We start from the raw sequence: 25,259 nt of genomic DNA on the forward strand, positions 1-25,259 counted from the left end.
GCGCCGGGCCGGTGTCCACAGGGCGGCCGCCGCCTGCCGCCACCCTGTGGAAAACGGAGGCCGGATCAGCCCTCCAGCAGGGGCTGGGCCACGTATCCGCCGGACTCCGGGGCGGGCGGGACGGCGTACAGACCGCTGGCCTCGTGGCGGAGGAAGGGGGAGAGGGCGTCGCCACGGTCGAGTTTGCGCTGGATCTGGGTGAAGGCGCGCAGCGGGTCGGCCTGCCAGCAGATGAAGAGGAGCCCGGCGTCGGGGGCTCCGTCGTCGCGGAAGCCGTCGTGGTACGAGAACGGGCGGCGGAGCAGGGCGGCGCCCTGGTTGGACTCGGGGGCGGCGATGCGGGCGTGGGCGTTGGCGGGGATGACGGGGAGGCCGTCGGGGCGGTTGGCGTCGAGGCGCATGGGGGTGGTCTCGTCGCCGCCGGTCAGGGGTGCGCCGGTGTCCTTGCGCCGCCCGATGATCTTCTCCTGGTCGGTGCGGGGGCGCTGTTCCCAGTCGTCGAGGAGCATCCGGATGCGGCGGACGACGGCGTACGAGCCGCCGCGCATCCAGGTGGCGTCGGCGTCGCGGCCGACGAAGATGCGGGTGTCGAAGTCCGGGTCGGACGGCTTGGGGTTGTTGGTGCCGTCGAGCTGGCCCATGAGGTTGCGGGTGGTCATGGGGCGGGCGGTGGCGCCGGGGGTGCGGTTGAAGCCGTTCATCTGCCAGCGCAGACGGGCGGTGGGGGCGGCTTCCTTCTGGAGGGTGCGCAGGGCGTGGAAGGCGACGAGGGCGTCGTCGGCGCCGATCTGGAGCCACAGGTCGCCGTTGCTGCGCCGGGCGTCGAGGGCGTCGGCGGAGAAGTCGGGCAGCGGGTCGAGCTGGACGGGGCGCTGTTTCGTCAGGCCGGTGCGGTCGAAGAAGGAGTGGCCGAGGCCGAAGGTGACGGTGAGGGAGGAGGGTCCGGCGTCGGCGGCGACGGCGGTGTCGTGGGCGGGGGCGCGCCCCTCCATCAGGTCCTGGGCGGTGCGGGTCCAACGGCGCAGCAGGGCGGCGGCGGCCTTGCGGTCGGCGTCGGGGGCGAGGTCGAAAGCGAGGAGGTGGCCGCTGGCCTGGAGCGGGGTGGTGATGCCCGCCTGGTGGGCGGCGCGGTCGGCGCGGAAGGGGACGCGGGTGGTGCCGACGGTGGTGAGCGGGGCGGGGGCGTCGCCGCGGGCGGCGGACGCGCCGATCACGCCCCCGGCGCCGCCGACGACGAGTCCGGCCGCCCCGGCGGCGCCGACGGTGCCGAGCAGGCGGCGGCGGGACAGCTCCACGGTGGGCCCGGCGTCACCGGGGGACGCGTCCGGGGCGGCCGATGCGGACGGGGCGGTTCCGGGGCGCGGGGCCTGCGGGGGGACGGCCTTCGTGTCCGGTGTCGCTTCGCGGTTGCCGTGCGGCTTCTTCGTGCTCATCAGTCGATCTTCACGTTCCTGGTTTCGGTCACCTGGTCGATGTCGGAGGTCCGGACGAGGAGGGAGAGCTGCCACCGGCCGGGGACGGGCAGCTGGACGTCGGTGGCGCGCCAGTGGCCCTTGTCGGTGGGGGTGGCGGCCACCGGGAGCGGTCCGAGGTGCTGGGCGCTCAGGGTGAAGGAGACCTTCATCTCGGGGACGTCCATGGTGGCCCCGGAGGGGTCGGAGATCCGTACCCGGAGCTGGTTGCCGCCTCCGGCGCGGCCGGGGTCGAGGTCGATACGGGCGGTGCCCTTGCCGTGCGGGCCGCCGGTGTCGAACGGGATGGTCAGCACCTGGGGCTGGTTGGCGTCGGGGGACCGCCCGGCGGACGCGGCCTGGAGGGCGGCTTCGGTGCGGGCCGGTTCGGTGCCGGTCAGCACGGTGGTGACGGCGAGCACGACGACGGCGACGCCCGCCTCGGCCAGCACCGAACGGCGCAGCCCGAGCCGCTGCGGGTCGGCGTCGCGCAGCCGCTTGACCCGGGCGGTGCTCAACGCGGACCGTTGCCGGGCGAGTTGAGCGGCCCTTACGGGGTCGGGGGCCTCGGCCTCCGGGGTGGCGTCCGGGGTCTGTTCGGTCGCCCCTACGGGGTCGGGCCCGGGGGAGGAGGGGCGTTCGGCATCGGGGGCCGAGGGGGCCGGGGTGGTTTCCCGTACGGGGTCGGGGGCGGCCGCCTCGGGGGCGGTGTCGGGGGCGTCCCGGAGCGCGGGTGCGGGGAGCGCGTCGGCCGCGGTGCGCTCCGGCGCTGCCGCGCGCTCCGGGGCAGGAGCCGAGTCCTGGCCCGGGGCCGCGCCCGACGCCGCTTCCGACCCTGCCTCCGGCGCCGACGCCTGGCCGGGAACCGGAACCGTACGGGCCGCCTCCGCGGCCGTACCGGCCTCAGCGCCCGCCCCCGTCTTCGTAGCCGCCCTCTCCGCCAGGCGCCCCGTCCACCGGCGGGAGACCCAGGCGAGGCCGACCAGCAGGATCACCAGGCCCGCCTTGAGCATGAGCAGCTGCCCGTAGGAGGTGCTGGTCAGGGCGGGCACGGTGCCGACCTGGCGCCAGGACTGGTAGAGGCCGGTGGCCACCAGGGTGAGGACCGAGGCGAAGGCGAGGCGGGAGAAGCGGCGGACGGCGGTGCGTTCCACCGGCGGCCCCCAGTACAGGGAGACGACGAGGGCGGCGAGGCCGCCGAGCCAGGCGGCGACGGCGAGCAGGTGCAGCAGATCGACGGGGATGGCGAGGCCCGGCTGCAGCCCGGTGGAGGCGTGTTCGGCGAACGACCAGGTTGCGGCGATCCCGGCGGCCAGCAGCGTGCCGCCCACGGCGAGCCCGACGGTGAGCCGCCGAAGCCGGGTGCGCGCCGGGCCGCCCGGGGCGCCGCCCCGGACCTGCGCCGCGTCGCCCGGGGCGGTACCCGTACCGCCCGCGCCGTCCGGGGCCCGTACCGCATCGTCCGATTCCCGGTCCGAGTCCGAGTCCGAGTCCGAGAGCGGGACCGGACCCGTACCGTCCGCCGCGGCCGCCCGCGTCCGCTCGTACGCCCCGAAGAGCACCGTGACGAACAGTGCCGCGCCCGCGAGGAGGAGCAGCCGGGAGGTGAGCGCGATGCCGGTCTTCGTCGGCAGGACGGCGCGGAGGGCGTCGAGGTCGGCGAGGTCGGCGAGGTCGCCGGAGCCGGTGTAGGGGCCGCGGAGCAGGAGGAGGGCGAGGGTGGCGGCGGTGAGGAGGACCCAGCCGCCGTGGACGGTCAGGCGTTGTACGGAGCGGACGCCCGCGGCGGCGGGGCGGCACGCCAGGACGAACGCGGCGCCGCCGAAGAGCAGGACGAAACCGGCGTAGGCGAGGTAGCGGGCGATGCCGTAGAGCGCGCCGACCGGGCCGCCGCCCGCCTCCTGCTGCGGCAGCGGTGCCTTGGTGGCGGACGGCGCGCCGATGGAGAAGGTGAAGGCGCCGGAGACCGGGTGGCTGTCGGCGGAAACCGCCTGCCAGGCGACGGTGTAGGTGCCGTGGGGCAGGCCGGGCGGCAGGCCGGTGCCGTATTTGACGGTCTCGCCGCTGCACAGGTCGCGGAGTTTGCCGCGGTCGACGCGGGTGCCGTGCGGGTCGAGGACGCGTACGGAGTCGTCGCCCATCGCGACGCCCTCGGAGAAGCTGAGGGTGACCTGCTCGGGGGCGTGCGCGACCACCGCGCCCTGGGCCGGGTTGCTGCCGGTCAGCGCCGCGTGGGCCTGGGCCGGTGCGGCGGTGGCGAGCAGCAGACCGCACAGGGCGACGGCGACGGCCAGCAGGCGCGCGGCCACCGGCCGCCGGAGCCGGGCGGCACCGGGGCGGGGACGGGCGGCGGCGATGCCGGTGGGCGTCGTCATGGAAGCTCCCCTTCGTGTTCGTGGAGTGCGCGGGCGCGGGGCCCGGGTACGGAGCGGACGTACCCGGGCCCGTGGGCCGGGCCGGGCCCGGTGCGCCCGAGGGCGGCGGCCGGGCCCGGTGCGCCCCGGGGCGGCTTACTTGCGGGCGTGCCCGGAGTGGTCCGCGTGCCCGGAGTGGCCGGAGTCCGCGTCGTGTCCGCCGGTGGCGGCGGTGCCGGGCCGGTACGTCGCGGACTTCACCGGCACCTCGACGGTGATCGCGTCGGCCTTGGCGAAGTGCAGCTCGACGGTGACCTTCTCGCCCTCGGCGGGCTTGTGCTTGAGGCCCATGAACATCACGTGGTTGCCGCCGCTGGCCAGCTTCAGCGCACCGCCCGCCGGAACAGGCAGGGAGCTGACGTGTTCCATAGCGTTGCCCTTGGTGGTGTGCAGGGAGACGTCGTCGGAGAGGTCGCTGGTGACGGAGGTGAGCTTGTCGGCGCCGCCGGTGTTCTCGACGGTGAGGAACGCCCCGGCCATCTTGTCGGTGACCGGCTGCGGCATGTACGCGCCGGAGACCTTCAGATGCGGGGCTCTGCCCGCGGCGTCGGGCTTGTCGGACGTGGCCGACGTACCGGAGCCGCCGCATCCGGCGAGGCCGAGGGCGCAGACGGCGGCGAGGGCGGTGGCGGTGAGGGTGCGGCGGTTCACGGGTTCTGCCCCTTGATGAGCTTCGGGAGTGCGGAGGCGTAGGTGTCGGCGGTGGCGTCCTGCATGCCCATCCAGTGGATGCGGTCGTCCTTGGGGGAGGCCATCAGGACCTGCGCGCCGTGGGTGGAGATCACGTCGCCGTTCTTCTTCACCACCGGCTTGTCGATGCCGATGTTGACGTCGCGGGCGCCGCGCTGGATGTCGGCGAACTTCCCGGTCAGGCCGGTGAAGTCCTTGTTGATGCCGCCGAGCCACTTCTTGAGGGCCTGCGGGGTGTCGCGCTCCGGGTCGGAGGTGATGAACAGGACCCGGAGATCGTCCTGTTCGGCCTTGGGTAGCTGCTTCACCGCGACGGCGATGTTGGCCATCGTCAGCGGGCAGACGTCGGGGCAGTTGGTGTAGCCGAAGTAGATGAGGGTCGGGTGGCCCTTGGTCTTCGCCAGCAGGTCGTACGGCTTGCCGTCGGAGTCGGTGAGGGTGAGGTCCGGCTTCTCGATCGGGTTGTCGAGCGTGACGATCGGCTTGGCGGTGGCGCCGGAGACCGACGCGGCGGGCTTGTCGCCGCCGTCGTCGTCGGGCCCGCAGGCGGTCAGGGTGAGGGCGGCGGCGGCCGTGAGGACGGCCGCGATCAGGGTCTTTCCACGCATGGCGATATGTCCGGGGGTCGGTGAACGGGGGGGGCGGGCCGACGTCGTGCGGACGCCGGCCCGGAGGCGGTCAGGCGGTGCGGCGGCGTCCGGCGAAGACGCCGAAGCCGACTCCGATGATGCCGACGACGATGCCGACGACGCCGAGGACCCGGGCCGTCGTGTCACTGCCGGAGGCGTCCGCGGCGGCGGTGGTGGCGGCGGGCTTGGCGTCACCGGCGTCACCGGCGTCACCGGCGGGCGGGGTGAGGGCGAGGACCGGCGCCGGGTTCTCCGGCTCCGGGGCGCCCTTCTTCGCCGGTTCGATCCAGCGCACGACCTCCTTGTTGTCGTACGTCTGGAGCGCCTTGAAGATGACCTGGTCGGCGTGGTCGGGCAGCTGGCCGACGGAGAGCGGGAACTGCTGGAACTGGCCCGGGGCGATGCCCTTGCCGTCCGCCGTCCACGTGATCTTCGAGGGCGCCTTGTCGATTTTCTCGCCGTGCATCTCCAGCGGCTTGGCCAGCTTGGCCTCGGTGACCTCGACCTTCCAGCCCGGCACCGGCTGCGGCATGACGGACGCCAGCGGGTGGTCGGTCGGCAGGTTCACCTCGACCTTGACCGTCGAGGCGTGGTCGCGTTCGTTGGGCACCTTGATGTTGATCGTCGCGTAGCCGCCCTGTTCGGCGGTGCCGGGCTGCACGCTGACGTGCGCGAACGCGGGCCCGGCCAGCATCAGCACACCGCCCGCCGCGAGGCCGCCGAGCACCGGCAGCCGCCGCACGATCCGGCGTACGCGCCGCGGCGCGTACGAAGGCGTGCCCGGGTTCGTGCCCGGGTTCGTACCCGGAGTCGTGTTCGAGGTCGTCGTCTCAGCCGTCATCTCAGCCGTCCTCTCGGGCGTCATCTCAGAAGCCATGGCGAAATGTCTCCACATCAGCGTCACGGGCGTCGACAGAGCGGTGTCGACACCCAAAGCATCGAAAGCGTCAAAAGCATCAAATGGGAAGGTTCGGCGCAGGCGGTGACGGCGCGGGAGTCCGGCCCGGTGGGCGGGATGCTGCGCGCGCGTCAGGCCGCGAGGGCGTATCCGGCGGTGCGGACGTGCCCCGGGGCCGTGGCGGGCGGGCCCCGCCGGACGACGCTGTGCTGGAGTGCGGGATCCTCCGGCCCGGACGGGCCCGCCGCGTGGGCGAGGGGCGCCGAGGGGCCGGTGCGGTGGCCGGGGAGTCCGGCGAGGAGGGCGCGGACGAGCGTGAGCGCGGAGCGCAGCGCCCCGGCCAGCGCCTGCGCCGCGGCCTCGTGCGCCACCGGCGCGGACAGCCGGACCAGCCGCCACAGCGCCGCCTCGCCGCGGCGCAGCAGCCACCCGGCGGCCAGCGCGGCGAGGAGATGGCCGAGCAGCATCGGCAGCGACGGCAGCACGGAGTGCGCCATCGGCGCGCCCGCGAGGTGATCCATCCCGGCCATGCCATGGGTGCCGCCGGTGCCGAGCACCTCTGCGGTGCGCGGGTCGGACGGGTCGAAGCCGTTCTGCGCGACGATGCGGTGCGCCGTGTCGCCGCCGAGCCGTACGCCGTCGAGACCGCAGGTCAGACGGCGGGCGAGGGCGATCACGGTGGCGTCGTCGAGCCGCCCGTCGGCCGTCACGGACGGTGCCGCGCAGTGCTGCCCGGCGGCGAACAGTGCGTGCAGGGCGAGCTGTCCGACGGTGAGCGCCGCGGCGATGCCGGGCAGGGAACGTTCCCGCCCGGCCAGCGGCGCGGCGACGACGAGGACGACGCCGCACCCGGCGGCGAGCGTCCACAGCGGGACGGAGGCGAGGGATCCGGCCATGTGCCCGGTCGCGGCCAGCACGACGCAGACCGCGGTGAACACCGCGGCCCTCAGCAGCCGCAGATCGGCGGCGGCACGCGCGTGGCGGGCGGGGGCAGTCATGGCGGCGCCATCATCCCACCCGCCTTCCCGGCGGCCTACGGCAGGTCGACGCGCGGAGGCGCCCGAGGGGGGCCCACCGGGGGACGCCGGGGCGCGCGGGGGCGCATACCCCGGAGCGCACTTACACGGCGCGCTCGGTACTCCGCATCCGCCGAACGAGCGGTGTGCCGCCCCGCGCATGCTTACGTCGCTCCTACGGCGGCAATACGTAACGGTATGTCGAGCCGCGGCCAGGAGGCTGGAGCGATGAGCATGTGGTGGTCACTCCATCTGCGCCGGGAACCGGCCAGCGTGCCGCTTGCCCGGCGACTGCTTCTGGGGGCGATGGAGACCGCCGGGGTCGATCCGGACATCTGTTACGACCTGTCGGTCGCCCTCTCCGAGGCGTGCGCGAACGCCGTCGAACACGGCGGTGACGAGGACGGCTCCGACTACCGCGTCACGGCGTACATCGACGGCGACACCTGCCACATCGAGGTCAGCGACTCCGGCCCCGGCTTCGTCCGCGCCCCCCGCCCCGCCGATCCGGCCCTGCTCACTCCGCCCCCCGCCCCCGCCGACGCCGAGGACGGCCGCGGCCTCTTCCTCATCGAGGCCCTCACCGACCACGTCCGCTACGCCACCGGCACCGGCCGAAGAGGCGCCGTCGTCAGCTTCGACAAGATCCTCAAATGGCGCGAGGGCGCGGCGCTTCCCATGGCGTCGTAACGCACCCGGCGCCGCCGGTGGCGTTCCTGGCTCCGCTCTCCGACGGTCCGCTGATGGCGGCCCGCCTTTTTCCTGCGCGGGCCCATCAGGTTTCCTGTGCGCGGGCCCGTCAGGCCGCCGCGCCGGGCCGAGACCTCGCGACGAGGTCCGGCAGGAGGGAGAGAAAGCCGAGGACCGCCAGGGCGACGCCGACCCACAGCGGGGCGCGTAGGCCGTATCCCGCGTCGATGCCCAGGCTGCCGGTCCAGGAGCCGATGACGACGCCCACGGTGATCATGGAGGTACGGACGGTGTTCACCAGCGGGCAGCCGTTGGCGGTGCGCATCACGCACGCGGGTGACCAGCGCCGGGTTCATGGTGACGCCCACCAGCCCGACGCCGAGCAGCGCGACGACGACCTCGACGCAGACGGCCAGCGCCACGCCGAAGAACGCGCCGGACACCGCGCCGGTGATGATCCGGGCGAGGACCATCACCCCCTGACCCTGCGAGGCCACTGCCAGCGCGCCTCACCGATCACGAAGGTCACGAACAGCATCACCAGGCTGGCCTTATGACGCAACCTCAGCAGTGCGATGGCGAACAGCGGGCCGCCGTAGGCCATGGCGAAGGCGTGGTACGAGATGAGGTAGCCGATCTGCGGGATCGGCTCGCCGGGCCGGGCCGAGGATTCCGTCGAACAACGTCAACCGGGCCTGGAGCGGAGGCATGTCCTCCGCGCGCCCTCCGGCGCGACGACCACTCTCATCACGACCGCCACCCCCTGAGTACCGCGACTCATGCACCCCACCAGGCTCCCCAGTTGGATGGGCTCATAACTGCACGCCCGCCCGTCGACGACGCCCGAACGCCGCCGCCCCGCCCCGTACCGCCGCTCCCGCTCCCGTCCGGCTTCGTGCGGGAAGGCGCGGTGGGTGAGGCGGACGAGGCGGACGAGGCGGGCCCGGCGGACGGGCCGCAGCCGGGCGCCGGTTCCGCCCACCCGGACCCCCGGCCGACCGCCGCCCCACCCCGCACCTGGCTCCCCGCGGACGACGGCACCGGGCCCTACGCCGGAGGCCCGTTCGCCGGGGTGCCGGGATGGCGGCCGGAGCCCCGCGATCCCTGGGCGATCCTCTGGACATCGGCGTCGAGCATCCTCACCACATCGATGGTGTCGCTCGACGCGCTCTTCGGCTTCCTCTCGCCGATCTACTGCGACTCCTGCAACGACGCCGAACTGCACCGCTTCGGCCTCTACTTCTGGGGCTACTGCGGCGCGCTGCTCCTCCCCGTCATCCTGCTGATCGTCGGTTCGGCGCTGCCCCCGCACAAGCGGTACGCGACCGCCCGCATCGTCTTCGGAGCCTCCGCCCTGGTCTTCTCGATCGTGATCCCGCTGCTGTACTACGGGTTGCTCGGGACGCTCCATTAAGTCGGGTGGCCGGGCCACGGCAACGTGACCCGGCTACCCGGCTCAGACACTCCTGGTGCTGTACGTGGAGGGAGGGGATTACAGTGAGTTTCCCTCTGTTCCATCTGTGCGGGGAAGGATTGGCGTCGTGGTGGACAGCCGATTGGGACTGGTGATGGTCCACGGAATCATGTCCGGGCCGACGGTGTGGGAGCCGTTACGCAAGTTGATTGCCGCGGACAGAGATCTCGATTTCGTCGAGCCACTCGGGTTTGAATATGCAACGGGGCTGTGGCCGGTCCATCCGCTGCGGGTCTTCCCGTCGATCGACACGGTCGCCGACAGCCTGAAGGAGTATCTGGCCACGGAAGCTGGTGCATTCGACCAGCTGTTGCTGGTCACCCATAGCCAGGGAGGGCTGGTCGCCCAACGCTACCTGGCGCGCATGCTCCACGACGGCAGAGGCAGTGAGCTTGCACGGATCCAGCGGCTGGTGATGATCGCCTGCCCGAGCAATGGGTCTGAGCTATTACTTTCTTTACGTCGGCGCGCCTTGGGCCTGCGTCATCCGCAGGAGAAGGATCTGCGCCCGTTGAATGATCAAGTCAGCGCGACACTGCGCACGGTCCTGCGTGATGTCGTGCACGCCACTGCGGTCACCGAGCGGACCTGTCCCATTCCGGTGTCGGTGTACGCGGGTGAGAGCGACGGCGTGGTCTCTCGTTCCTCGGCGCAGTCCGTTTTCCCGGACAGCTCCGCTCTACCGGGCGACCACTCCGGCATCCTCAAGGCCGATTCGCCCCGGCATCGGACATTCACCGCACTCCGCCGCCTCATTCTTGCCACGCATGACGAGTTGCACACGTCCGGTCCTGTGTCGCCGAGCCTGTTCCCGTCTCCGCCCGAAGCGTTGGCTGCCTCGGGAGCTGCCGGTGCACCGCTCGGAGGCAGGGGTGAGCCTGTGCCGAAGACCACCGCTGAGCCCGCCTCCGCACCCGGCCCCGAACCGTCAACGGGGCCCGTCGTGCCCGCCCCGGCCAAGGGAGAACCCGCCGGGAAGCAGCGGCGCCCGGTGATCACGTTCGCCGCGGTCGCCGCCCTGGCGGTCGCCGCCTCGGTCCTGTATTTCGCCCCGATTTCTTGGACATCGGGTGCCAACTCACCTGTCGCAGACGCCAAACCACCTGCTGTAGACGCCAAACCATCTGCCGCCGGCACCAATTCGAGCACTCCGAGCCCGACGCAGTACGGAAGCGGCGACATCCCGCCCGAGAAATTTCCGGCCACGAACAGGTTCTGGCTGGTCGATGTCGACGAAAACCATAAAGCCGAATATGTGACGGTCTACAAGGACCAGCACTTCCGGTTCTGGTGGAACGGTGGCGTCAAGGGCAATCTCTTGCGTTCCGACGGGGCGGGGAAGAACTCGTACACCCCTGGCGCCGGGGCGGACGGCGCTGCGTTGCGCTTTGGCGACATCGACGGTGACGGCGGGCCCGACTGCATGGTGGTCGATCGGACCGGCGGGGTGACCGTCCACACATGGAAGACGGGCGGTCAGGATGGCGCAAAGATGTGCATGAACAGGTACGACGGTGTCGCAGACGTTCCCTTGGGCAGTTCCATCGGCGGCGTGCCGGACATCAAGCAGATCCAGTTTGCCGACCTCGACAGGGACGGGCGCGTCGACTACCTCCGGATTGAACCGGACGGCAGGGTGACCGCCTGGTACAACCAGGGATTCAAGGAAAAGGACGGCCGAAAGTACCTGGAATGGTCCCCGCCCGAGTTGATCAGTAACCCCCTTCCCCATCCCCGTGAAATCAGGTTTGCCGACATCGACGGGGACGGTCGTGCTGACCAGATCCTCATCACCGCCCGGGGCGGCGCACGGGCCTGGCTCAACGAACGCGGCGGGAAAACGCGTGTACACCTCAAAGGCATCGGCGAGATCGTGAGTGACACCAAGGCCCCTCCGGAGGACATCCAGTTCGCCGACGTCGACGGGGACGGAAAGGCGGAATTCCTGTACATCGAAAAGATGGGCGTCGTCCACGTCCAGAAGCCCAAGCTGAATCTGTCGTAGGTCCCTCACACACCGGTGCCCGCCACGCGGAACGCGGGCGGGCACCGTACGGGGCAACCCTCAGGCCGAACCCTCACCTCAGAGCGTCGGATGCTGCGGTCGGTGGGCGCAGAGGGCCCAGATGACCCAGGCGGCCAGGGCGATGGAGATGATGGCCCAGAGGGGCTGGTAGGGCAGCCACATGAAGTTGGCGATGAGGGTGAGGGACGCCATCATCACGCCCAGGATCCGCGCCCACATCGCGTCCGTCAGCAGCCCGAGCCCGGTGATGACGGCGACGACGCCGAGCGCCAGCAGCACCCAGCCCCACGTGTTCAGGCTGAACCGGTACACGTACTGGTTGACGGTCGTGTAGATCGCGTCGGAGGAGAGTGCGGTGATGCCCTTGAGGATGTCGAGGACGCCGCCGACCAGCAGGACGATCCCGGCGAACACCGTGCCGCCTACCGCCCATGCGCGGGGTGTGGAGTCCGGTTCGTCGCCGTGCGGGCGGTTGTGCGGAGTCGCCGTATGCGCCATGACCGCTCCTCTGTTCGGTTACGCCCACCGTCCCGGTCCCGGCCCGCGGCCACCACTGGGGTGCCGCCATTCGGGCGAACCTCGCCGAGCCGGGTTTCGGCGGCCGGGCCGCACGCCGCTGACCGGGCCGTACGGCCCCGGCCGCCCCGTACGGGGAGACGGCGGCGTCAGCCGAGCGCGTCCTCCTGGTCCGCCTGCCAGGCCGTGACCCGGGAGGCGTCGTTGACGGTCAGGCCCTCACCGGGGGCCTTCAGGGTGGCCGTCGCGTCGAGCGGGTCGCCGTCCTTGCCGCGCAGGCCGAGGGTGAACGAGGTCGCCTGGCGCGGGTGCGCGCCCTTCTCGGGGAGGAGCAGCGCGGCGTACGCGGTCTCGCCCGGGTCCAGGTCGACCGTGGCGTGGGCGTCGGTGCGCGGGGCGGCGGCGACGGGTGCCTGCGCGCCCGGGTGGCCGACGGACGGGAAGCCGTAGGCGGTGCAGGCGGTGTCCGAGATGTTGGTGGCCTTGAGGAGGACCGCCGGGCGGGTGCCCCCGGCGTCCGCGAACTCCAGCTGCACCTTGTCGGTGGTGCAGGCGTCGCCCGCCTCCTCGCCGGAGTCGCCGCCCTTGCCCGCGCCGGGTGACGCGGGCGCCTGCCCGTCGTCGGACGCGGACGGCGTCCCGGCGGCGGGCGCACTGACGGCGGACGAACCGATGACGGGCGAACCGGCGGCAGGTGACCCTGCGTCACCGCTCTGTACGGCGGCGGCGGGGGCATCCGCGCCGGAGTCGCAGGCGGTGGTGGCGAACACGGTCGCGCCGACGACGGCGGCCAGGGCGAGGGAGCGGCGGAGGCGGAAGGGCATACGTGGTCCTCGTGGGGCTCGGCAGAAGAGCGGCGGGGGAGCGCCGTTCGGCGTCGAGCCTGACATGTCCGCGGAATACGTACGGGTGAAAGGCGCCGTGAAGGTGCGAGGCGTCACCCGGACTTACCAGGCCCCGTCGCCTCCGCCCGCACGTACCGCGCCCGCCGCCGAATGCGCCGCCCCAGGCCGCGGCGCACCGCGCACCGGCGCCTGCCGCCCTGGCGTCACCGGTGCCTGCCGCACCGTCGCGGCCGTCTCGCACCACACGGTCTTGCCGTCGGCGTGCTGCCACACCCCCCACCGCACCGCCACGGCGTTGACCAGCGCCAACCCGCGCCCGGACTCCGCGTCCCCGGCCACGTACCGCAGCACCGGCAGCGCCCGCCGCGCCGGATCGGTCACCGCGATCCGGCACCCGCCCGACGCCGTCGCCGCGATCCGCACCGAGAGCGGCACCCCGCCGCCCACATGCCGTACGGCGTTGCTCAGCAACTCCCCGACGCACAGCTCGACATCGAAACCACCCGGCCCCAACTCCCGCCGGATCACCCGCCGTACGGCCAGTACGGCCTCCGGAACGGCCGCCACATCGATCCGCAACTCCCTCACCGCACAGCCGCCTTCAGGAGGGCGGCGGTCAGGGCCTCGGCGGTGGCCAGGTTGCAGTTGCCGAGGGAGATCAGCGGCTGGGCGTACCGCGCCGCGAAGCTCGGCAGGTCGACGCCGAGCGACGGCAGCGTGAGGGCGTTGGCCCGCAACGCGTCGCGGAGCAGGGCAAGTTGTTCGTCGACGTCGCGTGGGGGCGTGCCGTGGGGGGAGTGGTCGGTCATGGTTCACCCTTCCAGTGCGTTCTGTGAGGAATCCCTCACAGAGTGGCGCGGCCGGTCGTAGCGTGGAAGTAGCGACGGTTGCGCTGGGTAACTGGCTAATTACGGTGGTGAGTTGTGCCCCCACGCAAAGAGATCGACGCATCCGCGGACGTGCCCGCCTTTTACGGCGCCGAGCTGCGCTACCGACGGGAGGCCGCGGGCCTGACGCTGGAACAGTGCTCGGACGGGAGCTTTCGCGGGCTCTCGTTCCTCAGCCAGGTCGAGCGAGGTGAGCGCCGCATGACGATGGACCTCGCCAAGCATGTCGACGGGAAGCTCGGCACGGACGGCTTTTTCGAGCGGCGTTGTGAAGACGTCCGCAAGGCCCGGATGGCGGGCCACGCCGAGTACTTCGCCGACGTCGCGGAGATGGAGGAACACGCCGACAGGATTGAGGAATGGGCGCCGATGCTCATTCCTGGACTGCTTCAGACCGAGGAGTACGCGCGGGCCGTTGTGCGGGCTGGTCGCCCGTGGTTGCCGCCCGAGACGGTGGAGAGCCAGGTCGCCGCCCGGATAAGGCGAGCGGAGATCTGGGACCAGGAGGCACCGCGGCCCGCGTACTGGGTGATCCTGCACGAGTCGGTGATCCGCCGTCCGCTGCTGGAGCCCGGCCCGATGGCCGCCCAGCTCCGCCACATCGTGGAGATCGTCCAGGCGAACCAGGGCGTTCTCCAGGTCCTCCCGGAAACCGAGGTCGCCTACCCGCTCATGATGGGCGAAGTGCGGTCCATGACCTTCCCGGACGCCCCGCCGCTGATGTACACCGAGGGCGTGCACAGCGGTCAACTCATCGACTATCCGCCCCTCGTGAACGAGTACCGCAGGTCGTACGATCTGCTCAGGGCTACGGCGCTCTCACCGCGTGTGTCCCTGGCCATGATCGAGGCGGCGGCAGAGGACTACGAGAATGCAGTTCAACAGCAGGAATGACTTCAGCGGCGCCCGTTGGCGGAAGAGCAGCTACAGCAACGCCTCCGGCGGCGACTGCATCGAGGTGGCCGAGGACTTCGCCGGTGCCGCCCGTTGGCGCAAGAGCAGCTACAGCAACGCCAGTGGCGGCAATTGCGTCGAGATCCTCGACGACCTCCCCGGCATCGTCCCCGTCCGTGACTCCAAGGTGCCCGGTGGGCCCGCCCTCGTGGTGGGCGCCGGTGCGTGGGGCCGGTTCGTGACGGCGGTCAAGGGCGGGACGCTCACGGTCTGAGCGAGAGCCGGGCGGACGCATGCAAAGGGCCGGGCCCGAGGGAAATCCCCGGGCCCGGCCCTTTCGTATGCGGTGCGTCAGCCGTTCTTGGCGGCTTCCGTGCTCGTACCGGACTCCGCGTCAGGTAGCGCGGGCTCGTCCGACTTCTGGCGCGGGATCGTCAGGTCGGCGTCCGGCGTGGCCGGGGCCAGTACCGCCGCGAAGCGGGGCCAGAAGATCAGCACGACCGGGTAGATCGCGTAGCCGAGGCGGGTCGCGGGGGAGAGGACGATCGCCAGGAGGAGGCCGATGGCGAGGCGGTCGGCGGCGGCGATGGTCGTCCGCGGCGGGCGGACCAGCAGCGACACCGCGACGCCGATCGCGCTCACGCCGATCAGCGCGACCGTCACCGTCTTACCGGTCTCCGGCAGCAGCAGCACGATCAGGTGGCCAAGGAGCGGGCTCTGCGCCGTGGAGTTCGCCTCGCCCATGCCGAGCGGGTAGAGGATCGCGTTCTGGAAGAAGGCCGAGGAGTCGATCAGCGCCGACGGGATCGCGGCCAGCGCCGCGAGACCCACCGAGCCCGCCGCGCACTTGGCGGCGGCGCCCTTCCCCTTCGTCACCCACAGCAGCGCCAGCGCCACCGGGATCGCCGGCCACGCCGTCCACTTCAGGGCGGAGGCGGCGCCGAGCGCCAGCCCCGCGGCGCCCGGCCGGTCCCGCTGGAGGAACGCCAGGGCCAGCACGATCAGGCCGATGACCGGCGGGTCCACGCCGCCGATGGTGAGCGGCAGGATGAGGACGGGGCAGGCGATGAGCCACAGGGCGCCGGTGCTCGGGGTGACGCCGCCGGGCGTGGCGAGCGGGGCGGGACCGCGGTCCTTCGTCAGGACGCGGACCGCGCACACGACCACCACCAGGAAACCGATGAGGGACCACAGGCGCGCGCTGGTCAGCGGATTGTCGCCGAACAGCGCGTCGGGTATGCCGAACAGCGACATCCCGGGCAGGTACGGGTTGAACTGCGGGACGGTGTGCGGGTCCGCGTTGTACGGCGTCCCGGACTTCAGGAGCAGCGCCGCACCGCGCTGGATGACGCCGACCTCCATCTGCTCCTTGTCGATCACCGTCAGATAGAGCAGCGGCACCAGGCCGGCGCCGAGGACGGAGATGATCGCGGGCAGCCGGCCCCAGCGGCGGACGGAGCAGGCGGCGACGATCGCGGCGATGGCGTAACCGGCGGCGCTGCACAGGCCCCAGGCCTGCTGCGAGGTGTTCGGCGGGGAGGCCAGTCCGACGCTGAGGCCCGCGATGGCGCAGCCCGCGAGGACCGGCCAGTCCCAGCGCCAGCCACCGCGGCGGGTGGGGGCCGCCGCCGTGCCGTCGGGGTGCGTGGTGTCCGTAGCCATCAGCGGCCTGCCTCTCGGCGGGCCCGGGGGCCGGGAACGGACGGGGCGGGCCGGGCAGCTCGGCGGGCACGGGTCATGCGCATGCCGAGTGGGGGGAGAGGGAGGGTCATACCGCAACTATAAACGCCAGGTATACGCAAGAGGTATACGCATGGTGTGTACGTGCGAATCGGACAAAGTGCCGCACAATCCGGCCCTGTGGTCCTGACGCCTGCCCGATTGCATCACGCGACTGCGGTCGAACGCCATGTGAGAGTCGTCATGCCGTGAAAGGTGCCCACAGTGCCCGGGAAAGGCCGCATGGCGAAGGGGGTGGCGTCGTCTCACAGGGCGAGAGGGCATCCCCCGCCGTGTCCCCGTCCCTGTAAGAACGACACTCGCACCCTAACGCGAAATCGCTCGCGTTAGTGTTTCACGGACGATACGTGGCATGACCCCACACTGCAATACGGAGCCCCTGTGACCCCCGCGCAGCAACCGCCGGGAGAGACCCGCCCCGGAGGACGTACCGCCCGCACCCGCGCGGCCGTACTCGACGCCGTACAGGCCGAGTTGAGCGAGGGCGGATTCGCCGCGCTGAGCATGGAACGCATCGCCCAGCGCTCCGGAATCCACCTCGCGACGCTCTACCGGCGCTGGCGCTCCGTCGAGGGACTGGTCTGCGAACTGCTCACCGAGGCGTCCACCGGCATCCCGCTCCCCGACACCGGCAGCCTCCCCGAGGACCTGCGGCTGCTCGCCCGCCGCATCGGCACCTTCTACACCGCGGCCCCGATGCGGCGCCTCGTCGAAGCCGTCGTCTCCTCCGCCGCCCGCATACCCCGTGCCGACACCGTGCTCGCCGACTTCTTCCACGACCGGCTCCGGGTCGCCGGGGGGCTGGTGCGGCGCGGCATCGAGCGTGGCGAGGTGCCGCCCGACACCGACCCGGAAGCGGTGATGTCCGCGCTCGGCGCACCCTTCTACTACCGCATCCTCATCGCCCGCGGGCCCGTCGACGCGGACCTCGCCGAGTCCACCGCCACCGCGGTCTGGGCGGCGACGCTGGCGGGTGCGTACCGCGTGGGCGGCGCGACACCCGGCGTCGGACGCGCGACGCCCGTCGTCGGACGGCAGCGCACGGACCGTACGGACTGAGGCCCGGCCCGTACGGAGTGAGGCCCGGCCCGTACGGGCTGACGGGCAGGCCGGACGGGCGCACCCTGGAGGGAGAGGAGACCCCCCGGAGGTGAGCGTCATGACGGTGAACACCGTGGCCGGCTGGCACATCGAGATGGAGTTCCAGGAGGACACCCACCGCACCCGCGCCGCGGCACTGGTCCGGCTACCGGACGGTCAGGAGGTACGGGCGCACGGCTACGCCAGCCGCCACCCGATCGACTCCAACCAGCCGCGCGTCGGCGAGGAGGTCGCGGCCGCCAGAGCCCTCAACGAACTGGCGATGCGGCTGCTGACCAAGGCCCACGGCGAGATCGACCAGGCGTCGGGACGGACGTCGCACCCGCTGTCGGTCTGAACGCGGGCGTACACACACCACGGCCGGTGGTCCCCGACGCGCGGGGCCACCGGCCGTGGCGTGTACGGACGGATACGGGCAGGTCAGCCGCGCAGCTCGGCCATCCACGCCTCGACGTCCTCGGAACGGCGCGGTAGGGCGGAGGAGAGGTTCCGGTTGCCGTCCGCCGTCACGAGGATGTCGTCCTCGATCCGGACGCCGATGCCGCGGTACTCCTCGGGGACGGTCACATCGTCCGCCTGGAAGTACAGACCGGGCTCGACGGTCAGCACCATGCCGGGCTCCAGCGTGCCGTTGACGTACGCCTCGGTGCGGGCCGCGGCGCAGTCGTGGACGTCGAGGCCGAGCATGTGGCCGGTGCCGTGCAGCGTCCAGCGGCGCTGGAGACCCAGCTCCAGCACCTTCTCGGCCGGGCCCTCGACGAGGCCCCACGCGACCAGCTTCTCGGCCAGGACGCGCTGCGAGGCGTCGTGGAAGTCGCGGAAGTTCGCCCCCGGCTTCACCGCGGCGATACCGGCCTCCTGCGCCTCGTACACCGCGTCGTAGATCTTCCGCTGAAGGTCGGTGTAACGGCCGTTGATCGGCAGGGTGCGGGTGACGTCCGCGGTGTAGAGGCTGTGCGTTTCCACGCCGGCGTCGAGCAGCAGCAGGTCACCGGAGCGGACCGGGCCGTTGTTGCGGACCCAGTGCAGCGTGGTGGCGTGCGGACCGGCGGCGCAGATCGAGCCGTACCCGATGTCGTTGCCCTCGACGCGGGCGCGCAGGAAGAACGTGCCCTCGATGTACCGCTCGGAAGTCGCCTCGGCCTTGTCCAGGACCTTCACGACGTCCTCGAAGCCGCGGACGGTCGAGTCGACGGCCTTCTGCAGCTCGCCGACCTCGAAGTCGTCCTTCACCACGCGCGCCTCGGAGAGGTACACGCGCAGGTCCTCGTCCCGCTCGGCGGTGACCTTGTCGCGCAGCGCCGCCTCGATACCGGCGTCGTGGCCGCGGACGACACGGACCGGGCCGGTCGCCTCGGTCAGCGCGGCGGCCAGCTCGCGGACGTCCTTGCAGGGGACGCCGAGCAGCGCCTCGGCCTCGGCCAGGCTGTGGCGGCGGCCGACCCACAGCTCGCCCATGCCGTCGAGCCAGAACTCGCCGTTCTCACGGTTGGAGCGGGGCAGCCGGTGGATCGTCGCGTCGTGGCCGTCCTCGCCGGTGCGGGGCTCCAGCACCAGGACGCTGTCCTCGGTCTGGTCGCCGGTGAGGTAGACGTACTCCGTCGACGCGCGGAAGTCGTACTCGGTGTCGTTCGAGCGGGTCTTGAGGTTGCCCGCCGGGATCACCAGGCGCTCGCCGGGGAAGCGCGCGGAGAGCGCGGCGCGGCGGCGGGCGGCGTTCGGCGCCTGCTCGATCGGCTCCAGGTCGCGCAGCTCGGTGTCGGCCCAGCCGCTCTGCATGCTCGCGGCGAGCTCATCCGAAACGCCCGGGTACAGGCCGTTCTTGCGCTGCTTGATCGGCTGCTCGTCCTCGTCCGGGGTCTCCGGGGTGAGCTCGTCCGTCACGGTGCCTCCTTGTAAAGACTGAACCGCACTCCATCGTATGTGCGCACCGAAACGGGTCCAGAGGGCGGAAGGTGTGACGTCTCAGGCACTTCGTCTTGGGAGCCCGCGGGCGGCGGGCTTGCGGGGCGGGGCATGCGGCTTGTGTCGCCGGGCTGGCGGGCGTACGGGGCGGCGGCTTCTTTCAGGGAGGGTTCCTGTGAGTGGCGGGCGCGCGAGGCGGTGGTTTCTTTCAGGGAGGGTTCCTGATGAGTGGCGGGCGCGCCCCCGGCTCACGCCTCGAAGTGGGCGGCGAGGAGGACGACGTCCTCCGGGGAGGCCGGGTCGTCGAGCCCCTGGGGCAGCAGGCGGCCCAGGATGTGGTCGACGAGGGCCTCGGGGTCCTGCCGGACGGCCCGGGGCGCCCCGGCGGCGGCCGCGTGCAGCCGGGCGAAGGCGCGGTCGGTGGAGTCGCCGGTGCGGTGCAGCAGCCCGTCGCTGTAGAGCAGCAGCGTCTCGCCGGGCGCCGGTGCGATCTCCACGCTCGGCGCCTCCCAGCACGCCAGCATCGTCAGCGGCGCGGAGAGCGACGTCTCGACGAACTCGGTGCGGCGCTCCCCAGTGAGCAGCGGCGGACAGTGCCCGGCCCCGGCCAGGGTGAGCGTGCGCGGGAACGTTCCGCCGGAACCCGCCACCGGGCCGTCCGGCGCGCCGGACGACGGGCCGCCCGGCGCCTCCGCGAACGCGAACAGCACAGTGGCGGCGCGGGCCGGCTCGGTCAGCCGCAGCAGCAGCTCCAGATCGGAGAGGACGGCGACCGGATCCTCGCCCTCCATCACCGCATACGCGCGCAGCGACGCCCGCAGCTGCCCCATTGCGGCGACCGCCTCGGGCCCGGACCCGGGTACCGAGCCGACGGCCAGCCCGAGGGCGCCGTCCGGCAGCGGCAGCGCGTCGAACCAGTCACCGCCGCCGCGCGGCCCGGCGGCGTGCCGCACCGCCAGCCGGATACCGGGCACCCGGGGCAGCCGATGCGGCAGCAGCCCCTCGGCGAGCGCCGCCGCGGCCTTCTGCTGCCGGTGCAGTTCCAGGACGCGGGCCAGATGCTCGGCGGCGTACGCGCGGTACAGGCCCAGCAGATGGCGGCGGTGATCGTCGGGCTCGGCCGGTTCGTCGTACAGCCAGACGGCGACCCCGAGCCGCCCCACGGGCGCGGCATCCAGCGGCACGGCGTAACTGGCCGCGTACCCGAGCCGGGTCGCGACCTCCCGCACCCGCGGATCGAGCCCCGGGGCCCCGAGGACATCGGGCTCGGCGATCCCGGGGCGGCCGGGGGCGTGCGGGGGCTCGTCGTGCGCCGGGGGCGCGGGGGCGGGCAGGGCGGCAGGCGCGGTGCCCGGCCCGGTGGCGGGCTCCGGCTCCGGCAGGCCGTCGAGGAGGCGGCCGTATGCCAGAGCGGTGCGCGGGACGGTTTCGAGCTGGCCCAGCTCGGCGTGGTCGAGGCCGCGGCCGACGGTGGTGACGGGCCCGAGCCCGTCGGCCGGTTCGAGGACGAGCAGGCCCCGAGGAGCGCCGACGAGAGCGGCACCGGCCCGCAGCACCTCATGGAGCGCCGCGTCCAGAGTCCGGGTGCGCGCGAGCCGTTCGGCGAGGTCGTGGAGGGTCGTCAGCCCGGAGATCCAGCCCGCCAGCCGGTCCTGGACGACGGCGATCCGGTCGAGCGGCGTGGCCTCGGCGGGGACGGCCGGGCGGGCGGCGCCGGGAGCTTCGGGGGCGTCCGGTCCGGGGGCCGTGTCGGCGGCGGGGGAGTGCTCCACGGCCGGAGGCGCCGCAGGGGCGGCGGCAGTGTGCGCGTGTCCGGAAGAAGAAGGATCGATTCCGGCCACTTTCGGGACGTGGGAGGCGCTCACGAGCGGCGGCGTCCGACGACCCGGCCGTTTCCCCAGCTCAGCGCCGATCGGGGCGGGAAATGCCGCCTTTTGTTGAGCGATGTTGCGCGGCCCTGCCGCCCATTCGCTGCCAGGAATAGCATCGCAAACCCCCATATCGTGCCGCTCAGCTCTCCACGACTCCACATCTACACGGACCGGAGATGTGATGTCCAGCACTGTTCCGCGAGGGTTTGTGGCCCCCGATCGGACCCTTTGTGTGGCCTGAAAACGGCCCTGCATAAGGTGATTTGGGGTCGACTGGCCGCGATCGGCAGCGCGTCATATGCACGATGGCGGGTACGTACTCCGAGAGATGCGGGGCCAGTTGGGGCCGCACCGGAACCCACCGGCAGGCACGGGCGTCATTACGGACGACGACCGCGACGCACCCACAAGTGGCGGGATCGCACCACCGCACCGCAAGCGCCCCCGGCGCGCCACCTCCCGCCACGTTCCACGCTCGGCGTACGGCGTGATGCGCTGCCCCTTCGACAACGCGGTGACCAAAGCTCCACGTGGCGTGGCCGGCCCCGGGCCGGGCGACCGGGACGACCACGCGCCGCGCAGCGGGACGAACCGGCATGTAGTGCGATGGACGCAACCCTCGGCGTTAACGAAAGGAACGAGCGCTCATGCGCGAGATCCTCGGAAGGCGACGCAAGTACCTGTTCCGGCGCACCGGGAAGTCGGCCCTGGTCGGCGCGGCGCTCCACTGCGCCACCGAATGGCAGTGGCCGGTGGTGCCCGGCGTACGGCTTCGCTCCGGAGCCCGGCCGCCCGGCACCCGGTCCGGACGTGGTGAACGCGCGGCTCCACGGTGCAGCTGTCCCGACGCCGGGTGCGTCGTACCGGGCGCGCACCCCTTCGAGCCCGGACTGTTCGCGGCGACCACCGACGCCCGGATGGTCCGCTGGTGGTGGATGAACCGGCCCGACGCCCCGGTCGTCCTCGCCACCGGCGGCCGCGCGCCGTGCGCGGTGAGCCTCCCGGCCACCGCCGGTGCGCGGGCGCTGGCCGCCCTGGACCACTTCGGTGTCCGCCTCGGCCCGGTCGTCGCCACCCCCACCCGCGTCTCGCTGCTCGTCGAGCCGTACGACCTCGCGGAGTTGGGCGAGCTGCTGCACTCGCGGGACGAGGTGCCCAGCTCGCTGCGGTTCCACGGCGACGGCGGCTATCTGGTGCTGCCGCCCTCGCAGACCGGCGCCGGTGCGGTCCGCTGGGAGCGCGCCCCTGCCGCCACCTCCGCGGCCCCCTGGCTCCCCGACGTGGCCACCGTCGTCGACGCCCTGGTCACCGCGAGCAACCGCACCCCGGACGGCAGCCGCCTCGCCTACTGAGGCGGGGCGCCCGCGGCCTCTGAAGGGCGCGCGCGTGCGGTGCGCGCGCCCCCACGGCCCTGGGGAGAGCTGTCACGAGGACGGCGCGGCGGCCCCCACGGCCCCAGGCGGCCCGGCCCCGGCGACCCGCCACGGAAAACACCCGGATGGCACAGCGGTACGCCATGGAAACCTGCGGCATGAGCGGTAGCTGACGCTCTGCCATCTTTCTGGGGTCCCGTTCGCCCGGACCCGTGGCGTACGTCCGGCTCCCTGCCCTCCCGGCCGGCCTCGCGGCCGTACGCCGCCGTCTGCGGCGCGGGGCAACTCCGCGGCGCCCTGCGGGATTCGTTGCCCGCGCGGCCGTGGAAGCGCCGTACGGGCCGTACGGAGCGGGGCTTCGGGGAGGGGCGCCGGGCGGCCGATCACGGGGCGGGAGGCGCGGGGCGGCGGGGACGGAACACCCGGCCGCGGACATGGAAGCGCCCGGTCGCTGGCGACGGGGGATGCACCAGCGACCGGGCTCCTAGAACCGTAACAAGAGATCGGCGGTTCGCAAATTCGATCGCGGGATTCCGGACGCCTCTTTACCCGGAAGGAGAGGGGGTTGTGACAGGAGTCACGTCAGAGGCGTCCGGGGTGGTCACTGTCAGCTCAGCGTGACCTGACGGTTGGTGAGGCCGCCGCGCGCCCGGCGCTCCTCCGAGGTCAGCGGCGTCTCGTCGGCGAGCGCCTTCGTCAGCCGCTCACCGAACGCGACCGCCGGCGCCGTGACGTCCTCGGCGCTCATCGACGACGGCAGGTCCCACACCGGGACGACGAGCCCGTGGGCGCGGAACGAGCCGACCAGCCGGGTGTCCTCGCCGAGCGACGACTCCCCGGCGGCGTGCAGCCGGGCGAGCGCGTCCAGCAGCCGCTCCTCGGGGTGCGCGGTGACCCAGCGCAGGTGGTTCTTGCCGGGCGCCTCGCACCAGTAGGCACCCTCCAGACCGGCGATCCGGGCAGTGGGCAGGGCGGCGGCGTTCGCCCGCTCCAGGGACGCGGCGACCTCGCCGGTCGCCTGCTCCGCGTTCTCCACCCAGAACTCGAAGCCGGTGTGCACCTCCGGCTCGAAGGGCGCCTCGGTGTCCAGCAGGTCCTGGAGGCGCGGGCCGTCCGCGGCGGGCCGACCGGCGGTCACCGGGGTGCCCGGCTCGGCGGCCAGCGCGCGCCGCAGGGTGTCCGCGAGGTCGCGGCTGAGGTCGCCCGAGGAGGTGTCGTTCTGCAGCCCGATCAGGACCGAACCGTCGTCCCGGCGGAGCGCGGGCCACGCCATCGGCAGCACCGTCGCCAGCGTCACCGACGGCACGCCCTCGGGCAGCCCGCCCTTGAGCGTCAGCGGGGCGGTCGCGGCGGGCACCAGCTCGCGCAGCGCGACCCAGTCGCACTCGCCGGGCAGCCCCTCGAAGGGCCGCCGCACCAGCTCGGTGACGGCCTGCGCCGCGCTCCGGCCGTGACATGCCTTGTAGCGGCGGCCGGAACCGCACGGGCAGGGCTCCCGGGCACCGACGACCGGCACCGGCCCGTCCTGGGTGGAACGTGCGGCGGCCTGGGGCTGGGGGCGGCGCTTCTTGGCCATGGCGGCGGTGTCTCCTGGTCGATCCGGTGCGTGTGGACGGGTGTCGGCGCGAGCCTAGAGGAGTACGCGCGCGGGCGCGTCGGCCGAGCCCGCGCCACGGCGCGCGCCGCGAGGGACGGTACGGGGTGTGGCCGGATTCGGGCGGTACGGGGCGGCTGTGGCGTGGGGTGCGCAGGGTCGCGGATCGGCCCGGGGCGGGCGCGGGCGTTGAGGGGGCGCGTGGCGCGGGGCGCGCGCCGGGGGCGGGGGTACGTGCGCGGGGCCGGGCGGTACGTCCCGCGGGCGGGCCGGGTGGCCGGGTGCGCGTCGAGGCGGTGCGGGGCGTCGAGGTCCTGGTGGCCGTGGCCCCGGGGCGCCTCCCGCCCGGCCCTCAGCGCGGCGGCAGCGGGTCGTCCAGGTCCGGGAAGGCGGAGAGGTCGGCGAGGTCCGACAGCTCGGTCAGGCCCGGCAGGCCGGACAGGGCGGCCGGGGCGGGGAATTCCGCGTAGGCGGCCTCCGGGCCCGGGGCCTGGGCGGGGACGGCGGCGGGCGCCGTGGCCGTCGGCGTCAGCGCGACGCGGTCGGCGAAGGCGTCCCGCAGCGACAGCTCGGCCCAGACCGTGGTCTCGCCCTCGATCACCTCGCGCACGCCCCAGTCGCGGGAGAGCGAACGGATGATGGCCAGGCCCCGGCCGCCGCGGGCGGTGACCGAGGGCGTGGCCGGACGGGGACGGGTCGGCCCGCCGCCGTCGGTGACCGCGACCGTCAGCTGCTCCCGGTCGTCCACCCGCCAGGAGGCGAGCACCGCCTCGGGCGGCGTACCCCCGCGGTCGTCCTCCGGCCCGTACGCGGCGCCCTCCTGGCGCGGCCCGTACGCGCGGCCCTCGTGACACGCCCCGTACGCGCTGCCCGGACGCCCGGCGCCGTCACGGACCGCGTCCGGCAGATGCTTCGCGTCCAGCGGGCGGGCGTGCCGGCAGGCGTTGCTCAACAGCTCGGACAGCACCAGCGCGGCATCATCGATGACCGTGTCCGGAATTCCTCTTGCCGACAGCTCGCCGCGCATGCGCCGCCTGGCCATACCCACGCCCGCCGGACCATGGGGTACGGCCATGATCGACGACGTCGGCACCTCCTGTGCCACCATCAACGCCACCCCCGAGACCTCCTTTGCCCCACGCCACGGGATGAATTCCCCAATGGACTGGACCGGAAACCGGCCACATGCCAAGCAGTGACGCATCCGACATGTGGTCCCATCAAGGCGCAGGCGCGGGCGCACGC

General features: G+C 73.0%; 25 protein-coding genes. 9 read left to right on the top strand and 16 right to left on the bottom strand.

Annotated features, from left to right (window positions below):
• Nucleotides 1-65 precede the first annotated feature (65 nt).
• The 6 genes from efeB to OG422_RS15815 all read right to left on the bottom strand — a co-directional run bounded on the left by efeB (nt 66) and on the right by OG422_RS15815 (nt 7,080).
• Complete coding sequence (gene efeB, locus OG422_RS15790; RefSeq protein ID WP_405743409.1) at nt 66-1,433, bottom strand: iron uptake transporter deferrochelatase/peroxidase subunit; 1,368 nt, start codon at nt 1,431-1,433, stop codon at nt 66-68.
• A complete protein-coding gene (locus OG422_RS15795) occupies nt 1,433-3,826 on the bottom strand; it encodes a copper resistance protein CopC (RefSeq protein ID WP_405743410.1) in 2,394 nt (797 codons plus the stop codon). Before OG422_RS15795 ends, efeB begins: the two co-directional genes overlap by 1 nt.
• Nucleotides 3,827-3,961: 135 nt before the next feature.
• Nucleotides 3,962-4,516: a copper chaperone PCu(A)C gene (locus OG422_RS15800; RefSeq protein WP_405743411.1), complete on the bottom strand. Its 555-nt coding sequence runs from the start codon at nt 4,514-4,516 to the stop codon at nt 3,962-3,964.
• Nucleotides 4,513-5,163, bottom strand: a complete 651-nt coding sequence (locus OG422_RS15805) for an SCO family protein (RefSeq protein WP_405743412.1) — start codon at nt 5,161-5,163, stop codon at nt 4,513-4,515. Before OG422_RS15805 ends, OG422_RS15800 begins: the two co-directional genes overlap by 4 nt.
• Before the next feature lie 70 nt (nt 5,164-5,233).
• A complete protein-coding gene (locus OG422_RS15810) occupies nt 5,234-6,025 on the bottom strand; it encodes a YcnI family protein (RefSeq protein WP_405743413.1) in 792 nt (263 codons plus the stop codon).
• A gap of 188 nt (nt 6,026-6,213) precedes the next feature.
• The gene (locus OG422_RS15815) at nt 6,214-7,080 is read right to left on the bottom strand and encodes a hypothetical protein (protein WP_405743414.1); all 867 of its coding nucleotides are present in this window, start codon (nt 7,078-7,080) and stop codon (nt 6,214-6,216) included.
• Nucleotides 7,081-7,326: 246 nt separating this feature from the next.
• Between OG422_RS15815 and OG422_RS15820 the strand changes: the two genes are divergently transcribed.
• A complete protein-coding gene (locus OG422_RS15820; RefSeq protein WP_405743415.1) occupies nt 7,327-7,788 on the top strand; it encodes an ATP-binding protein in 462 nt (153 codons plus the stop codon).
• A gap of 109 nt (nt 7,789-7,897) precedes the next feature.
• Here OG422_RS15820 and OG422_RS15825 read toward each other — a convergent pair whose 3' ends face one another.
• A complete protein-coding gene (locus tag OG422_RS15825) occupies nt 7,898-8,065 on the bottom strand; it encodes a hypothetical protein (protein WP_405743416.1) in 168 nt (55 codons plus the stop codon).
• Between OG422_RS15825 and OG422_RS15830 the strand changes: the two genes are divergently transcribed.
• The 3 genes from OG422_RS15830 to OG422_RS15840 all read left to right on the top strand — a co-directional run bounded on the left by OG422_RS15830 (nt 8,043) and on the right by OG422_RS15840 (nt 11,267).
• Complete coding sequence (locus OG422_RS15830) at nt 8,043-8,345, top strand: hypothetical protein (protein ID WP_405743417.1); 303 nt, start codon at nt 8,043-8,045, stop codon at nt 8,343-8,345. The genes OG422_RS15825 and OG422_RS15830 overlap by 23 nt on opposite strands.
• Before the next feature lie 245 nt (nt 8,346-8,590).
• The gene (locus tag OG422_RS15835) at nt 8,591-9,202 is read left to right on the top strand and encodes a hypothetical protein (RefSeq protein WP_405743418.1); all 612 of its coding nucleotides are present in this window, start codon (nt 8,591-8,593) and stop codon (nt 9,200-9,202) included.
• 127 nt (nt 9,203-9,329) lie between these two features.
• Nucleotides 9,330-11,267 carry an FG-GAP-like repeat-containing protein gene (locus OG422_RS15840; protein WP_405743419.1) on the top strand — a complete coding sequence of 646 codons (1,938 nt, stop codon included), beginning with the start codon at nt 9,330-9,332 and terminating at the stop codon, nt 11,265-11,267.
• Between the two features lie 78 nt (nt 11,268-11,345).
• Here OG422_RS15840 and OG422_RS15845 read toward each other — a convergent pair whose 3' ends face one another.
• The 4 genes from OG422_RS15845 to OG422_RS15860 all read right to left on the bottom strand — a co-directional run bounded on the left by OG422_RS15845 (nt 11,346) and on the right by OG422_RS15860 (nt 13,458).
• Nucleotides 11,346-11,786 carry a hypothetical protein gene (locus tag OG422_RS15845; protein ID WP_405743420.1) on the bottom strand — a complete coding sequence of 147 codons (441 nt, stop codon included), beginning with the start codon at nt 11,784-11,786 and terminating at the stop codon, nt 11,346-11,348.
• Nucleotides 11,787-11,953: 167 nt separating this feature from the next.
• A complete protein-coding gene (locus OG422_RS15850) occupies nt 11,954-12,628 on the bottom strand; it encodes a DUF4232 domain-containing protein (protein ID WP_405743421.1) in 675 nt (224 codons plus the stop codon).
• A 123-nt stretch (nt 12,629-12,751) separates the two neighbouring features.
• On the bottom strand, nt 12,752-13,237 hold the full coding sequence (locus tag OG422_RS15855; protein WP_405743422.1) for an ATP-binding protein: 486 nt from the start codon (nt 13,235-13,237) through the stop codon (nt 12,752-12,754).
• A complete protein-coding gene (locus tag OG422_RS15860) occupies nt 13,234-13,458 on the bottom strand; it encodes a hypothetical protein (RefSeq protein ID WP_251076838.1) in 225 nt (74 codons plus the stop codon). Before OG422_RS15860 ends, OG422_RS15855 begins: the two co-directional genes overlap by 4 nt.
• A 114-nt stretch (nt 13,459-13,572) precedes the next feature.
• On the opposite strand from OG422_RS15860, the gene OG422_RS15865 reads away from it, so the two are divergent.
• Together OG422_RS15865 and OG422_RS15870 are read left to right on the top strand one after the other, a co-directional pair.
• Nucleotides 13,573-14,430 carry a helix-turn-helix transcriptional regulator gene (locus OG422_RS15865; RefSeq protein ID WP_143943721.1) on the top strand — a complete coding sequence of 286 codons (858 nt, stop codon included), beginning with the start codon at nt 13,573-13,575 and terminating at the stop codon, nt 14,428-14,430.
• Nucleotides 14,408-14,704 (top strand): DUF397 domain-containing protein, encoded by a 297-nt coding sequence (locus OG422_RS15870; protein ID WP_143943720.1) that lies wholly within the window; start codon nt 14,408-14,410, stop codon nt 14,702-14,704. Before OG422_RS15865 ends, OG422_RS15870 begins: the two co-directional genes overlap by 23 nt.
• A 77-nt stretch (nt 14,705-14,781) precedes the next feature.
• Here the strand turns inward: OG422_RS15870 and OG422_RS15875 are convergent, their stop codons facing one another.
• The gene (locus tag OG422_RS15875) at nt 14,782-16,092 is read right to left on the bottom strand and encodes a glycosyltransferase 87 family protein (protein WP_405743423.1); all 1,311 of its coding nucleotides are present in this window, start codon (nt 16,090-16,092) and stop codon (nt 14,782-14,784) included.
• Nucleotides 16,093-16,551: 459 nt separating this feature from the next.
• On the opposite strand from OG422_RS15875, the gene OG422_RS15880 reads away from it, so the two are divergent.
• Together OG422_RS15880 and OG422_RS15885 are read left to right on the top strand one after the other, a co-directional pair.
• Entirely contained in the window at nt 16,552-17,229 is a 678-nt protein-coding gene (locus tag OG422_RS15880; RefSeq protein WP_405743424.1) for a TetR/AcrR family transcriptional regulator, read from the top strand.
• A gap of 100 nt (nt 17,230-17,329) precedes the next feature.
• A complete protein-coding gene (locus OG422_RS15885) occupies nt 17,330-17,608 on the top strand; it encodes a DUF1876 domain-containing protein (RefSeq protein WP_143944493.1) in 279 nt (92 codons plus the stop codon).
• A gap of 83 nt (nt 17,609-17,691) precedes the next feature.
• Here OG422_RS15885 and OG422_RS15890 read toward each other — a convergent pair whose 3' ends face one another.
• Both OG422_RS15890 and OG422_RS15895 read right to left on the bottom strand, forming a co-directional pair.
• Nucleotides 17,692-19,155, bottom strand: coding sequence for an aminopeptidase P family protein (locus OG422_RS15890; RefSeq protein WP_143944494.1), 1,464 nt, complete (start codon nt 19,153-19,155; stop codon nt 17,692-17,694).
• Nucleotides 19,156-19,424: 269 nt separating this feature from the next.
• On the bottom strand, nt 19,425-21,239 hold the full coding sequence (locus OG422_RS15895) for a PP2C family protein-serine/threonine phosphatase (RefSeq protein WP_405743425.1): 1,815 nt from the start codon (nt 21,237-21,239) through the stop codon (nt 19,425-19,427).
• A gap of 455 nt (nt 21,240-21,694) precedes the next feature.
• Between OG422_RS15895 and OG422_RS15900 the strand changes: the two genes are divergently transcribed.
• A complete protein-coding gene (locus OG422_RS15900; protein ID WP_405743426.1) occupies nt 21,695-22,399 on the top strand; it encodes a bifunctional DNA primase/polymerase in 705 nt (234 codons plus the stop codon).
• Between the two features lie 628 nt (nt 22,400-23,027).
• Here the strand turns inward: OG422_RS15900 and OG422_RS15905 are convergent.
• Nucleotides 23,028-23,996: a DUF5926 family protein gene (locus OG422_RS15905; protein WP_405743427.1), complete on the bottom strand. Its 969-nt coding sequence runs from the start codon at nt 23,994-23,996 to the stop codon at nt 23,028-23,030.
• A gap of 370 nt (nt 23,997-24,366) precedes the next feature.
• Entirely contained in the window at nt 24,367-25,131 is a 765-nt protein-coding gene (locus OG422_RS15910; protein ID WP_405743428.1) for an ATP-binding protein, read from the bottom strand.
• Nucleotides 25,132-25,259: the final 128 nt, after the last annotated feature.

Origin of the sequence: Streptomyces sp. NBC_01525 (genome assembly GCF_045040405.1) — a bacterium.
GTDB lineage: Bacteria > Actinomycetota > Actinomycetes > Streptomycetales > Streptomycetaceae > Streptomyces > Streptomyces benahoarensis.